This is a genomic window from Micromonospora sp. NPDC093277, from assembly GCF_044765245.1.
Lineage (GTDB): Bacteria > Actinomycetota > Actinomycetes > Mycobacteriales > Micromonosporaceae > Micromonospora.
In genome coordinates this window covers 209,619-222,835 of sequence record NZ_JBIWJO010000003.1, presented here as the reverse complement: position 1 = coordinate 222,835, position 13,217 = coordinate 209,619, and the positions used below count along the sequence as shown (strand labels likewise).

Below are 13,217 nucleotides of genomic sequence, written 5' to 3'. Positions count from 1 at the left end.
CCGCGCCCCGGCTTGGGCCTCGCGCCCTGCTTGATCAACTCAAGGTGCGGCATCTGGTGGTCAAAACCGGCAACGAGACCACCGTTTGCCGCACACGGAGTTGATCAAGACGGGGGCATTGATCAAGACGGGGGCGTTGGACAGGCGGACGGATCGGCAGGCGGGCGGGTCAGCCGGCGAGCAGGGCCGCCATCCGTTCCGCCTGGGCCTCCCAGCGCCACTCCTTCTCCACCCAGGCGCGGCCCGCGGCACCGAACCGGCGGGCCAGGTCCCGGTCGGCGAGCAGCGTCGCCACCCGGTCGGCGAGCTGGGCCACGTCCCGGCCCCGGACCACGTACCCGGTCTCCCCCTCGCGGACGGCGTCGGGCGCGCCGCCGGAGTCGCCGGCGACCACCGGCAGCCCGGTGGCGCTGGCCTCCAGGTAGACGATGCCCAGGCCCTCGACGTCCAGACCCCGGTTCCGGGTACGGCAGGGCATGGCGTAGACGTTGCCGGCGGCGTAGTGGGCGGGCAGTTCGGCCGACGGCACCGAACCGGTGAAGACCACGTCCCGTTCCACCCCGGTCTGCCGGGCCAGCTTCTCCAGCGTCGCCCGGTACGGCCCCCCGCCGACGATCAGCAGCGCCGCGTCCGGCACCCGGCGGCGGATCTCCGGCATGGCCCGGATCAGCATGTCCTGCCCCTTGCGGGGCACCAGGCGCGAGACGCACACCACGACCGGTCGGTCGGTCAGGCCCAGCCGCAGCCGCACCCGTCCCCCGTCAACGGTCGGGTGGTAGGTGTCCACGTCGACGCCCGGCGCGAGCCGGCACAGCTCGGTCACCCCGTCCAGTACCCGGGCCAGCCGGACCCGGGTGTACTCGCCCAGGTAGGTGGTCACGTCCACGCCCCGGCCGATCCGACGCAACGCGGACCGGGCGCCGGGCAGCGCCGCCCAGCCGGCCTCGTGCCCGTGGGTCAGCGCCACCGCCCGCCGGATCCCGGCGCGTCGGCGCAGCCCCGCCGCGAGCAGTCCCAGCGGGGCGGCCGCGCCGAACCACACCGTGTCGCAGTCGTACGCCCAGGCCAGTTTCGCGGCGCGGCGGGCGATCAGCGGGGTGGGCAGCAGCACCTTGGTGCGTTCCCGGATCACCTCGAAGGGCTGGTCGGCGTCGAACTTGGCGGCGCCCCGCCAGCTCGACGCGTACACCACCACCGAGCCCGGGGGCTGGCGCACCGCGAGGTTGTGCACGAAGGACTGGATGCCGCCGGGGCGGGGCGGGAAGTCGTTGGTGATCAGCAAGGTCCGGCTCATCCGCCGACCTCCCTGGCGTAGGCGCGGGCGGCGGCCATCCGCTCCACGGTGGACGGATGGGACGCCGACCAGAGGTATTCCCAGCGGGGCGGATCGGGGTCGGCCAGGTTGACCCCGGCCAGGCGGCGCTGCATCGCCTCGAAGGTGGCCGGGTCGCCGGTGAGCGCCAGCGCGTGTGCGTCGGCCCGGGCCTCCACCCGCCGTGACACCAGCGCCTGCACCGGGGTGGCCACCAGACCGGCCACCGTGATCAGCGCGATGAGCAGCGGAAACGCCCGGGGCTGGGCGACCGATTCGACCCCGGCCAGGCGCAGCAGCGGCGGCCAGGAGCCGAGCAGGTAGAGGGCCACCACCGCGGCGGCGGCGCCGAGCGCGCCGACCAGGGTGCCGACCCATACGTCGCGGTCCTTGGCGTGCCCCAGCTCATGGGCGACGACGCTGGTCACCTCCTCCGGGGTGGCTTCGCGCAGCAGGGTGTCGTAGACCACCACCCGCCGGGTGGGCCCCAGTCCGGAGACGTACGCGTTGACCGCACGGGTCCGCCGGGACGCATCGGCGACCAGCACGTCGCGGACCGGCACCCCGTCCCGGGCGGCCAGGCTCATCAGCTCGCTACGCAGCGGGCCGGGCTCCATCGGGGTGAACCGGTTGAACACCGGCTCCACCAGCACGGGCAACACGAACGACAGCAGCACCACCAGCCCGGCCGCCCCGGCCGCGCCGAACGCCCACCACCAGCGGGGCGCGATCCGGACGACCGAGTAGAAGCCGAGCAGGACCAACGCGCCGATGACCGCGCTGACCGCGTACGACTTGAGCAGGTCGACCCCCCAGCCGCCCCAGCCCTGGGTGCTCAGCCCGTAGCGGGTGAGCACGGTGTGCCGCCAGGCGGCGAAGGGCAGGGTGAACAGGTCGGCGAGGAGCATCACGGCCAGCCCGCCGAGCACCGCCTGGGCGGCCCAGTGCCCGCCGAACGGCCGGCCGGCGAGTTCCACGAGCCGGCCGCCGAGCGGGGTCAGCCCGAGCACCAGGGCCACCACCAGGCCGACCGCGAGCGCCGACCACCCGGCGGGGCGCAGCGCGGCGTGGAATGCCCGCCCCCGGGCCACCTGCTCGACCGGGAGCGCCCGCAACGCGGCCAACTGGTCGGCGCGGGGTGCCGGTGGCCGCTGCCACGGGATCAGCAGCGCCGCGGTGACGACCAGCGCGACGGCCAGCCCGGCGAGCGTGAGCAGGGCCCATCCGCGCGGGCTCACCGCGGCACCCGTCCGGAGGAACCGGCTCCGGGCATCGCGCGCAGGCCGGCCCGGCTGGTCGTCTCCGGGGCCAGCGCCCCGCGCGCGCCGCTGCCGCGCCGTACCTGCTTCATGCCGCACCCTTCCGCCGTGACGGCTCATCCTATTGCCCACCCGGCCCGTCGCACCCGGGGCGTCGGCGGGCTCGGAGGGGACGGCGTGACGACGCCGGCATCACGCCCGACGCCAGGAAGACGCCGCCTGACGCTAATTGAGCTTGATGTGACGTCATGATGATGCCATCATGACGTCATGGATTTGACGTCGTATGTCGACAGCCTCCGCCGGGAACTGGCCGGCGTCGCCGAGCTCGGCGGCGAGGAGGCCCGCGCGTTGGCCGAGCGGCTCACCGGGTCGATGGAGTCCGCCTTCCGCCTGGCGCTGCTGGAGGCGCTGTCCGCGGCGGCCGGCGAAATCACCCGGGACCTCGCCCCGGGGTCGGTCGAGCTGCGCCTACGCGGCCGGGAGGCCAACTTCGTGGTGACGCCGCCGCCGGTCGAGCCGCAGTTCCAGGCCGAGCCCATCAACTCCGGCGCCGAGGCGCCGGCCGTCCCCGACGCCGAGGACGGCCCGGTGTCGCGGATCAGCTTCCGGCTGCCCGACCAGCTCAAGACCCGGATCGAGGAGGCCGCGAGCCGGGAGGGGCTCTCGGTCAACGCCTGGCTCGTCCGGGCCGCCACGGCCGCGGTGCACACCGAGCCGCCGAGCCGACCGGCGGCGCGAGCCGCACGCGGCAGCCAGCGCTACACCGGCTGGGTCCGCTGACCGCCCGGCACCGTCCAGCACCGCCATCCCCATCGACCCGAAACCGGAGGAATCCCGCCATGCCCACCTTCGACACCCCGGAACAGATCCAGGCCGTCGTCGACATCTCCGTCGGCGACATCCGCATCACCGCCGGCGACCGTGACACCACGGTCGTCGAGGTGTGCCCGACCGACGGCACCAGGGAGGCCGACATCCAGGCCGCCCAGCAGACCCGCGTCGAATACGGCGACGGCCGGCTGGTGGTCAAGGGGCCACGGACGAATTCGCTGCTTTACAAGCTGGTCGGCGACGGCGGCGTGTTCGGCAAGGTCGGGTCGATCGACGTGACGGTCGAACTGCCGACGGGCTCGCGGGTGCAGGGCACCGCCTCGGTCGGCGCGTTCCGCTGCACCGGCCGTCTCGGCGAGTGCCGGCTGAAGACCTCTGCCGGAGACGTCCACGCCGACCACACCGGCCCGCTGGACCTGTCCACCGGCACGGGCGCGGTGGAGGTGAACTCTGTCGCTGGTCGCGCCGAGGTGAGCACCGGCTCCGGCCAGATCAGGGTCGGCGAGATCGACGGCGGCGCGGTGATCAAGAACTCCAACGGCGACAGCTGGATCGGCGCGGTCGGTGGCGACGTGCGGGTGAACGCGGCCAACGGCAACATCTTCGTCGACCGTGCCGGGGCCGGCGTCACCGCCGCCACCGCCAACGGCGACATCCGGGTCGCGGAGGTCCACGGTGGCCCGGTGTCGATGAAGACCGCGATGGGTGAGCTCGAGGTCGGCATTCACGGCGGCGTCGCTGCCTACCTGGACCTGCACACCTCCTTCGGCAACGTACGCAACGAGATCGAGCCGTCCGACACCCCGCCGCAGGAGGAGCGGACCGTCGAGGTCCGGGCCCGCACCTCGTGCGGCGACATCGTCATCCGGCGCAGCTGACCCCGCCCCGCCCCCAAGAGGAGACACCATGACCACTTTGCCCCCACCCGCGATCGCGGCCACCGGGCTCCGCAAGTCCTACGGCGACCACCTGGTGCTCGACGGCATCGACCTGGCCGTGGCACCGGGAACGATCTTCGCCCTGCTGGGCCCGAACGGTGCCGGCAAGACCACCACCGTGCAGATCCTGTCCACGCTCATCCCGGCCGATGGCGGCGAGGCCCGGGTCGCCGGGCACGACCTGACCCGGGAGCCCGACGCGGTGCGTGCCGCGATCGGCGTCACCGGCCAGTTCGCCGCCGTCGACGGCCTGCTCACCGGCACGGAGAACCTGCTCCTGATGGCCGACCTGCACCACCTCGACCGGGCCGAGGGCCGGCGACGCACCCATGAACTGTTGGCGCGCTTCGACCTCGTCGAGGCAGCCGACAAGACCGCGGTCACCTACTCCGGCGGCATGCGCCGCCGCCTCGACCTGGCGATGGGGTTGATCGGCACGCCGCGCGTGCTCTTCCTCGACGAACCGACCACCGGCCTCGACCCGCGCAGCCGGCGCGAGGTGTGGCGCATCGTCCGCGACCTCGTCGCCGACGGGATGACCGTCTTCCTCACCACCCAATACCTTGAGGAGGCGGACCAACTCGCGGACCGGGTGGCCGTGCTCGACCACGGCCGACTGATCGCCGAGGGCACCCCGGACGAACTCAAGCGACTGGTCCCCGGCGGGCACGTTGCCCTGCGGTTCACCGACCCGGCGAACTGCGCCGCGGCCGAGTCCCTGCTCGGCGGTGTCCCCGGCACCGACCAGCTCACCCTGCAGGTCCCGGGCGACGGCGGGGTCGCGTCGCTGCGGGCGTTGCTCGACCGGCTCGACGACGCCGCGATCGGTGTCGAGTCGCTCGCCGTGCACACGCCCGACCTGGATGACGTCTTCCTGGCGCTCACCAACCAGCCCACCCCCACCGAGGAGAAGGTGCCGTCATGACCACGCTCTCGCACACCGTCCGCGACTCGAGCACGATGCTGCGCCGCAACCTGCGGCACATGCAGCGATATCCCTCGCTGACCCTGATGCTCGCCGGCATGCCCGTGCTGTTCCTGCTGCTCTTCGTCTACGTCTTCGGCGGAACCCTGGGCAACGGGCTCGGCGGCCCCTCCGGCGGGCGGGCCGCGTACCTCACCTATGTCGTACCCGGCATCCTGCTGATGGGCGTGGCCGGTGCGGCCAACGGCACGGCGATATCGATCGCCACCGACATGACCGAGGGGATCATCGCCCGGTTCCGCACCATGGCGATCGCCCGTTCCTCGGTGCTGACCGGTCACGTGGTCGGCAGCCTGATCCAGACGATGCTCAGCCTGGTCGTGGTCGTCGGTGTCGCGCTGCTGGTCGGTTTCCGTTCCGACGCCGGCCCGCTCGCCTGGCTCGCCGCCACCGGGGTCCTGGCCATGACGGCCTTCGCCCTCACCTGGCTGGCGGTGGCCCTCGGCCTGGTCAGCGAGAGCGTTGAAACGGCCAGCAACCTGCCGATGCCGCTGACCCTCCTGCCCTTCCTCGGCAGCGGTTTCGTGCCCACCGAATCGATGCCGGCCGGGCTACGCCAGTTCGCCGAGTATCAGCCGTTCACCCCGATCATCGAGACCCTGCGCGGCCTGCTGACCGGCGGCCCGGTCGGGTCCAACGCCCTGGCCGCCACCGCCTGGTGCGCCGCCATCGCGCTGGTCAGCTATCTCTGGGCGAAGCGGCTCTACGCCCGCCGGACCGCACGCTGACCGGTCCCCGCGGAGCGCGGTCGCCGGCTCACGCCACTCGCTCCCGCCGGGTCCGGCGGGGACGGGCGGCGGGAGCCGGCGCCAGCACCTCCACCGCGAAGCCGGCCCGGGCGAACACCTCGATCGCCCGGTGCTCGGCCGCGTCCAGCCGGGCCACCGGCGACTCCACGTCGAGCAGGGCGGTCACCAGGCAGCCGGAGCAGCCGGCGCCGCGGATCCCACAGGTGTCACAGTCGATCAGCATCGTGCCTCCTGACGAAGGTCTGGCGTCGGGCACGACCCCATCGTCACCACCCGGCCACCGTCGGTCAGGTCGGACGCTAGCCACCGGGTACGACACAAACGGACAACCGGGTGATCAACGGTCAGGAGCGGGCGAGCCGCCGCACCAGCGAGTCCGCACCCAGCGGGTACGCGCCGTGCCGGCGTACCCCGTCGGCGACCTCCCGGTCGGAGGAGACCACCACCACCGGACGCCCCGGCGGCTCGGCGCGGACCAACCGGCGGATCAGCTCGTCCGCGGTCTCCCCCTTGCGGGAGAACAGCACCCGCACCCCGCGCGGCGTGGGCGGCAGCCCGTGGATCCGCTCCGCGCCGTCGAAGACCACGGTGACCTCGTCGCCGGTCTGCGCGGCGATCCCGCCCAGCCCGCTGATCAGCCGTTTGCGCTGCTGCTCAAGCGACATCTCGCCGAAGCCTCGCTTGGTGACGTTGTAGCCGTCCACCACCAGGTGCGCCTTGGGCAGCGCGAGCAGCTGGTCCAGCCGGGCCGGGTCGTCGGTGTCCCGGGCGCGGGCGGCGGCACCGGCCGGGGTGGCCGCCGACTGGTCGGCGAAGGCGTCCGCGACGAAGTCCGCCGGCAGCTTCTCCACCGGATCGAGCGCCAACTCGCGGCGCAGCCCCACCGCCGCCTGGCCGATGGTCTCCAGCAGCAGCCACAGCTTCGCGTCGTCGACCGAACGGGCCTCCTTGGCGACGGCCCGGGCCACCCCCGCGGCCGACTCCGCCTCGGCCAGCCGGGCCCGGACCCGGCGCAGCTCGGCGTCCGCGTCGGCCGCCGCCCGCGCGGCCCGGCCCCGCTCGGTGGCCAGCGTCTCGGTGGCCTTGCGCTCCCGGCCCTGGGTCTCCCGCAGGGCTCGGGCGAGCTGGCGGGCCTCCTCGCGGAGCTGCCCCAACTCCTCCCGCACCCGGGCCAGCTCGTCGCGGAGCTTCTCCGCCTCGACCCGGGCCACGGCCCGGTCGTGCTCGGCGCGGGTGGCCCGCTGCTCGGCCTCCCGCACCAGCTCGGCCACCACCGCGCTGTCCGCCTCCGCGCGCACCGCGGCACCGCTGGAATCGATCAGCCCCCGCCAGCCCCGGGGCCGGGCCAGATAGGCCAGGGCGGCCACCTCGACCGGGTCGGCGGCGGCCGGGGCGGTCCCCTCCACGACGGCCGCGCCGAGGTCGCCGGCGTCGGCCAGCACCCGCGCGGCGACCCGCTGGCGGAACAGCGGGTCGGCGGTGAGCTGGGCGGCGATGACCGGAGCGCCCAGCCGGGCACGCCGGTTCGGGGCGAACTTGGCGACCCGGCGCAGCGGGACCGGCACCTCGTCGGCGGGCAACCCGGGCAGCACGGTCGCGGTGAGCGCCACGATCCGCTGCCGGACCGGCTCGGGCAGGACCGGCTCGGGTTCGGGTTCGGCCGACCCGTCGGCGTCGGTCGGCCCGCTGACGGCGTCCGCACCCGGGGCCAACGGGCCCTCACCGGCGTCGTGCACGGCGGCCACCGGCTCCTCCTCCGGGAGGTGGTCGTCGTACGGCTCGGTGAGGGGCATGTGGCAAGTCTCCCACCGCGGACGGGCTCACCGCCCGGTGAGTGAGCCGATCTCTCATCCTAAGCCCCGGTCGTGACGGCTGGGACCGGTGGGACGGGAGTGTCGGACCCGGCCGCTAGCGTGCCGCGAGTGACACGAGCGGAGTACGTCCAGCAGACGCTGGCCGGCCTGGACGGGGCGGCGGGCAGCGGAGTCGACCCCGCGCTGCCGCTCTACGCGACCACCTTCGTGGTGGTCGACCTGGAGACCACCGGCGGCGCGCCCGACGGCGGCGGGATCACCGAGATCGGCGCGGTCAAGGTGCGCGGCGGCGAGGAGCTGGGGGTGCTCGCCACCCTGGTCAACCCGGGCGAGCCGATCCCGCCGTTCATCACCGTGCTGACCGGCATCACCCAGGCCATGCTGATCCCCGCCCCGCCGATCGAGGAGGTGCTGCCGAGCTTCCTGGAGTTCATCTCCGACGCCGTGCTGGTCGCCCACAACGCCCCGTACGACGTGGGGTTCCTCAAGGCCGCCTGCGCCAAGCACGGCTACCGCTGGCCCAACCCGCGGGTGCTGGACACCGCGGCACTGGCCCGCCGGGTGCTCACCCGCGACGAGGTGCCGAACCGCAAGCTGGGCACCCTGGCCGCCTACTTCCGCACCGCCACCCAGCCCACCCACCGGGCGCTGGACGACGCGAAGGCCACCGTCGACGTGCTGCACGGGTTGATCGGCCGGCTCGGCGGGCACCGGGTGGACACCGTCGGCGAGGCGATCGAGTTCGCCAGGGCGGTCACCCCCACCCAGCGCCGCAAACGCCACCTCGCCGACGGGCTGCCGAAGGTGCCCGGCGTCTACATCTTCCGGGCCGCCGACGACCGGCCGCTCTACGTCGGCACCTCCGGCGACATCGCCACCCGGGTCCGCAGCTACTTCACCGCGGCGGAGAAGCGGGCCCGGATCTCCGAGATGCTGGCCGCCGCCGAACGGGTCGAGGCCGTCGAGTGCGCCCACTCACTGGAGGCGGAGGTCCGCGAGCTGCGGTTGATCGCCGCGCACGCGCCGCCGTACAACCGGCGTTCGAAGTACCCGGAACGACAGGTCTGGCTGAAGCTGACCGACGAGGCGTACCCGAGGCTGTCGATCGTGCGCGACCTCGCCCCCACCGACACCGCCTACCTCGGCCCGTTCCGCTCCAAGCAGGCCGCCGAGCTGGCTGCCGCCGGCTTCCACGACGCGGTGCCGCTGCGCCAGTGCACCCACCGGCTCTCCCGGCGCACCACCATGCCGGCCTGCGCGCTGGCCGAGCTGGGTCGCTGCCCGGCGCCCTGCGAGCACCGGATCACCCCCGAGGAGTACGACCACCGCGCCGCCGACCCGTTCCGTACCGCCACCACCGATGACCCGCAGGTGGTGGTGGACGCCCTGCTCGCCCGCATCGAGGTGCTCTCCCACGCCCAGCGGTACGAGGAGGCCGCGGTGGTGCGGGCCCGGCTGGCCGCGGTGCTGCGCGCGGCGGTCCGGATGCAGCGCCTGGTCGCGCTGACCCGCATCGCCGAGCTGGCCGCCGCCCGCCCGCACGCCCGCGGCGGCTGGGAGCTGGCCCTGGTCCGGCACGGCCGGCTGGCCGGCGCGGGCGTCTCGCCGCCGGGCGTCCATCCACGACCGACGCTGAACGCGATCCGGGCCACCGCCGAGACCGTCCTGCCCGGTCACGGCCCGGTCCCGGCGGCCACCGCCGAGGAGACCGAACGCATCCTGTCCTGGTTGGAGCGGCCGGAGACCCGGCTGGTGGAGACCTCCACCGGCTGGGCTTCGCCGATCACCGGCGCGGGCCGGTTCCGTGCCCTGCTGACCAAGGCCGAAACCGGGGGGTCCGACCAACTCTCGACCGAACGCTCATGACCAAGTGTCCGATCGGACTACCTCAACTCCCTTAGTCTGTTAAGAGAGTGCAGTCCTGCCCGTTTCGCGGGCCTGCTCCCGGTCGCGGCAGCGGCCCGGGGCCGGGGTGAGGAGGTGTCCCAGGTGGACGTCGACGCCGGACACGGCGCCGCCCTGGGCGGCCCCCTCCCGGCCCAGCCGGGCGAACTGCCGCTGACCCGCCGGTTACGCTCCCTGCTCACCTGGCCCACCACCGACGGCGAACCGGTCAGCGCGCTGGTCCGCGCCCACCGGGGCATCCACGCCAGCGCAGAGGCCTCGGTGCTGCGACGGGCGTACACGATCGCCGAGAACATGCACCGCGGCCAGTTCCGCAAGAGCGGCGAGCCGTACATCACCCATCCCCTCGCCGTCGCCCAGATCTGCGCCGAACTCGGCATGGACACCATCACCCTGGTCGCCGCGCTGCTGCACGACACCGTGGAGGACACCCGCTACACCCTCCAGGCGCTCCAGGAGGACTTCGGCCGCGAGGTGGCCCACCTGGTCGACGGGGTGACCAAGTTTGACAAGGCGTTCTACGGCAAGGCCGCCGAGGCGGAGACCGTCCGCAAGATGATCGTCGCGGCCGGCAAGGACGTCCGGGTGCTGATCATCAAGCTGGCCGACCGGCTGCACAACATGCGCACCCTCGGCGTACGCTCCGCCGCCTCCCGGGAGCGGATCGCCCGCAAGACCGAGGAGGTGCTCGTCCCCCTCTGCGACCGGCTGGGCATCCAGAGCCTGAAACGCGACCTGGACGACGTGGTGCTGCTGCACCTGCACCCCGAGGAGCACGCCCGGATCGCCCGGCACGTACACGACCGGCCCGGGTGGGACGCGTACCTCGCGGAGGTGGTGGCGAAGACCAAGGTGGCGCTGCGCCGCAGCCGGGTCGACGCAGAGGTCTCCCCCCGCCCCCGGCACCTCTACTCGATCTGGAAGGACACCGTGTCGGGCGGATACGCCGTCCCGTACGACCTGCCCCGCATCGCGATCGTGGTGGACGGCCCGGCCACCGACTGCTACGCCGCCCTCGGCGCGGTGCACGGGCTGTGGCGGCCGGTGCCGGGCCGCTTCAAGGACTTCATCGCCTCCCCCAAGAACAACCTCTACCGCTCCCTGCACACCAGCGTCCGTGGACCCCAGGACCGTACGGTGGAGGTGCTCATCCGCACCGAGGAGATGCACCGGTCCGCCGAGTACGGCGTCGCCGCCCACTACCGTTTCCCCCGCGCCTCCGGGCGGGCCGCCGACCGGGCGGACGAGCTGGCCTGGCTGCGCCGGGTGCTCGACTGGGAGCAGGAGACCGTCGACCCGACCCAGTTCATGGAGTCGCTGCGCTGCGACCTGGCGGAGGCGCAGATCCAGGTGGTCGCCGACGGGCGGCAGGTCGTCCTCCCGGCCGGCGCGACCCCGGTCGACCTGGCGTACGAGCTGGGCACCGAGCGGGGCGACCACTGCCTCGCCGCCCGGATCAACGGACGGCTGGCCCCGCTCTCCTCCGAGCTGGAGGACGGCGACGTGGTGGAGATCTTCACCGAGAACGACGCGGAGAGCGGCTTCGAGGCGGACTCCGCGCCGCGCGGCCCACGCCGGGAGTGGCTGCGTTTCGTCAAGTCGCCGCACGCCCAGATGCAGATCAACCGCTGGTTCGCCGAGCACACCGAGCCGGGTATCTCGATCGCCGACAAGGTACGCCTCGGCCGGGGCACCATCGGCCTCGCGCTGCGCAAGCACAACCGGGGCCTGGCCAGCGACCTGCCGCTGCTACGGCTCTCCGAGGAACTCGGCTACCCGGACCTGGAAACCCTGCTGGTGGCGGTCTTCGACCGGGCCGTCGAGCCGGACACCGTGGTCCAGCAGCTGATCGACCTCGTCGATCACCGCCGCTAGCCGAAAGCCGTTCGTCCGGCGAAGCCTGCGGAGCACTAGCCTTACAGGCATGATCCCCCGCGCGCGTGCCACCGGACGGGCCCTCGGCTATCAACTCTTCTACCGGCTTCCCGTCCCGCTGCGGCGCCGGCTGGTCCGGCTGGCCGTGCCGAAGTACATCGTCGGCGCGGTCGCCCTGGTCCGGGACGCCGAGGCCGACGGCGCGGGACGCCTCCTGCTGCTGCGCCAGCCGCCCGGCTACAGCTGGACCCTGCCGGCCGGGCTGCTGCAGCGCGCTGAGGCACCGGTGGTCGGCGCGGCCCGCGAGCTGCACGAGGAGTCGGGCATCCGGCTCTCCCCCGACCGGCTCCGCCCGGCCGTGCCGAACGCCGTGGTGCACGCCAAGGGGTGGGTGGACGTGGTCTTCGAGACCGAGGTGCCGGCCTCGACCACCGAGCTGAAGGTGGACGGGGCCGAGGTGCTGGAGGCGGCCTGGCACCCGTTGGACGACCTGCCCCGGCTGAGCCGGGCCACCGCCAACCTGCTCGCGTACTACGGCATCGGTCCACGCGCCGGCGAGGTCCCGCCGTCGGCGCCTCCCGCCGCGTGACCGGCCCCGGCCCGCGCCCCGGCTCACCCGGTGGGCCCGGTCCGGGCTGGCGGCCGGCGGTGGACGTCTGCGCGGTGGTGCTCGCGGCCGGCGAGGGCACCCGGCTGCGCCCGCTGACCGAGCGGGTACCCAAGGCGCTCTGCCCGGTCGGCAACGTGCCGCTGCTGGACCGGGCCCTCGCCCGGCTGTCCGGACTCGGCCTGACCGGCCCGGAACGCGTCGCGGTGAACGCCTGCTACCTCGGCGACCTCGTGGTGGGGCACGTCGGGTCCCGGGCCCACCTGTCGGTCGAGCCCGGCAACCCGCTCGGCACCGCCGGCGGGCTGGGCAACCTGCGGGACTGGATCGCCGGTCGGGGCGTGCTGGTCGGCAATGCCGACGCGTACCTGGCGGATCCGGACGCCGCACCGGGGGCGGACATCGCCGCGCTGCTGGACGGCTGGGACGGGCGGAGCGTACGCCTGCTCGGCCAGCCGGCCGACGACCCGGCGGCCCCGGGCACCTTCAGCGGCCACCGGTTCGTCGGGTTCTCGCTGCTGCCCTGGCGGCTGGTCCGGGACCTTCCGGCGGCCTTCGGCGACCTGGTACGGGCGGTGTGGCGGCCGGCGGAGGCGGCAGGGGCGCTGGCCGTGGTGCCCTACCGGGGCACCTTCTTCGACACCGGCACCCCGGCCGACTACCTGGCGGCCAACCTGCACGCGGCCGGCGACGGCAGCCTCGCGCACCCGACCGCCACGGTCACCGGGCGGGTCCGCCGGGCGGTGATCGGCGCGGGGGCGACCGTCCGGGGCGAGGTGGACCGCGCCGTGGTCTGGCCCGGCGCGACGGTCGGGCCGGACGAGCGGCTCACCGACGCGATCCGCGCCCGGGACGGGCTGACCGTCCCGGCCGCCCGGATCGCCGAGCCGGGGACAGGCTGACCAGCCGAGCCTCTAGCATGGGCGACGAACTCGACGA

12 protein-coding genes are annotated in these 13,217 nt (G+C 74.1%); 8 read left to right on the top strand and 4 right to left on the bottom strand.

The window, feature by feature from the left end; genetic code table 11:
- Nucleotides 1-169 precede the first annotated feature (169 nt).
- Nucleotides 170-1,294: a glycosyltransferase family 4 protein gene (locus ACIRG9_RS08985; RefSeq protein ID WP_402852449.1), complete on the bottom strand. Its 1,125-nt coding sequence runs from the start codon at nucleotides 1,292-1,294 to the stop codon at nucleotides 170-172.
- Entirely contained in the window at nucleotides 1,291-2,550 is a 1,260-nt protein-coding gene (locus ACIRG9_RS08980; RefSeq protein WP_402852446.1) for a M48 family metallopeptidase, read from the bottom strand. The genes ACIRG9_RS08985 and ACIRG9_RS08980 overlap by 4 nt, the downstream gene beginning before the upstream one ends.
- A gap of 291 nt (nucleotides 2,551-2,841) precedes the next feature.
- Between ACIRG9_RS08980 and ACIRG9_RS08975 the strand changes: the two genes are divergently transcribed.
- The 4 genes from ACIRG9_RS08975 to ACIRG9_RS08960 are packed head-to-tail and all read left to right on the top strand — an operon-like array spanning nucleotide 2,842 to nucleotide 6,056.
- On the top strand, nucleotides 2,842-3,354 hold the full coding sequence (locus ACIRG9_RS08975) for a hypothetical protein (protein ID WP_402852443.1): 513 nt from the start codon (nucleotides 2,842-2,844) through the stop codon (nucleotides 3,352-3,354).
- A gap of 59 nt (nucleotides 3,355-3,413) precedes the next feature.
- Entirely contained in the window at nucleotides 3,414-4,283 is an 870-nt protein-coding gene (locus ACIRG9_RS08970; protein ID WP_402852440.1) for a DUF4097 family beta strand repeat-containing protein, read from the top strand.
- Between the two features lie 28 nt (nucleotides 4,284-4,311).
- Nucleotides 4,312-5,268, top strand: a complete 957-nt coding sequence (locus ACIRG9_RS08965) for an ATP-binding cassette domain-containing protein (RefSeq protein WP_402852437.1) — start codon at nucleotides 4,312-4,314, stop codon at nucleotides 5,266-5,268.
- Nucleotides 5,265-6,056 (top strand): ABC transporter permease, encoded by a 792-nt coding sequence (locus ACIRG9_RS08960; RefSeq protein WP_402852434.1) that lies wholly within the window; start codon nucleotides 5,265-5,267, stop codon nucleotides 6,054-6,056. The genes ACIRG9_RS08965 and ACIRG9_RS08960 overlap by 4 nt, the downstream gene beginning before the upstream one ends.
- A gap of 28 nt (nucleotides 6,057-6,084) precedes the next feature.
- On the opposite strand, the gene ACIRG9_RS08955 is transcribed toward ACIRG9_RS08960, so the two are convergent.
- Nucleotides 6,085-6,300 (bottom strand): hypothetical protein, encoded by a 216-nt coding sequence (locus tag ACIRG9_RS08955; protein ID WP_402852431.1) that lies wholly within the window; start codon nucleotides 6,298-6,300, stop codon nucleotides 6,085-6,087.
- 121 nt (nucleotides 6,301-6,421) lie between these two features.
- Nucleotides 6,422-7,870: an NYN domain-containing protein gene (locus ACIRG9_RS08950; protein ID WP_402852428.1), complete on the bottom strand. Its 1,449-nt coding sequence runs from the start codon at nucleotides 7,868-7,870 to the stop codon at nucleotides 6,422-6,424.
- A gap of 129 nt (nucleotides 7,871-7,999) precedes the next feature.
- On the opposite strand from ACIRG9_RS08950, the gene ACIRG9_RS08945 reads away from it, so the two are divergent.
- From ACIRG9_RS08945 to ACIRG9_RS08930, 4 genes are all read left to right on the top strand, one after another.
- On the top strand, nucleotides 8,000-9,757 hold the full coding sequence (locus ACIRG9_RS08945) for a DEDD exonuclease domain-containing protein (RefSeq protein ID WP_402852425.1): 1,758 nt from the start codon (nucleotides 8,000-8,002) through the stop codon (nucleotides 9,755-9,757).
- 123 nt (nucleotides 9,758-9,880) lie between these two features.
- Complete coding sequence (locus tag ACIRG9_RS08940; protein ID WP_402853047.1) at nucleotides 9,881-11,671, top strand: RelA/SpoT family protein; 1,791 nt, start codon at nucleotides 9,881-9,883, stop codon at nucleotides 11,669-11,671.
- 49 nt (nucleotides 11,672-11,720) lie between these two features.
- Nucleotides 11,721-12,260 carry an NUDIX hydrolase gene (locus ACIRG9_RS08935; RefSeq protein WP_402852423.1) on the top strand — a complete coding sequence of 180 codons (540 nt, stop codon included), beginning with the start codon at nucleotides 11,721-11,723 and terminating at the stop codon, nucleotides 12,258-12,260.
- Between the two features lie 59 nt (nucleotides 12,261-12,319).
- Nucleotides 12,320-13,180 carry an NDP-sugar synthase gene (locus tag ACIRG9_RS08930; RefSeq protein ID WP_402853044.1) on the top strand — a complete coding sequence of 287 codons (861 nt, stop codon included), beginning with the start codon at nucleotides 12,320-12,322 and terminating at the stop codon, nucleotides 13,178-13,180.
- Nucleotides 13,181-13,217 lie beyond the last annotated feature (37 nt).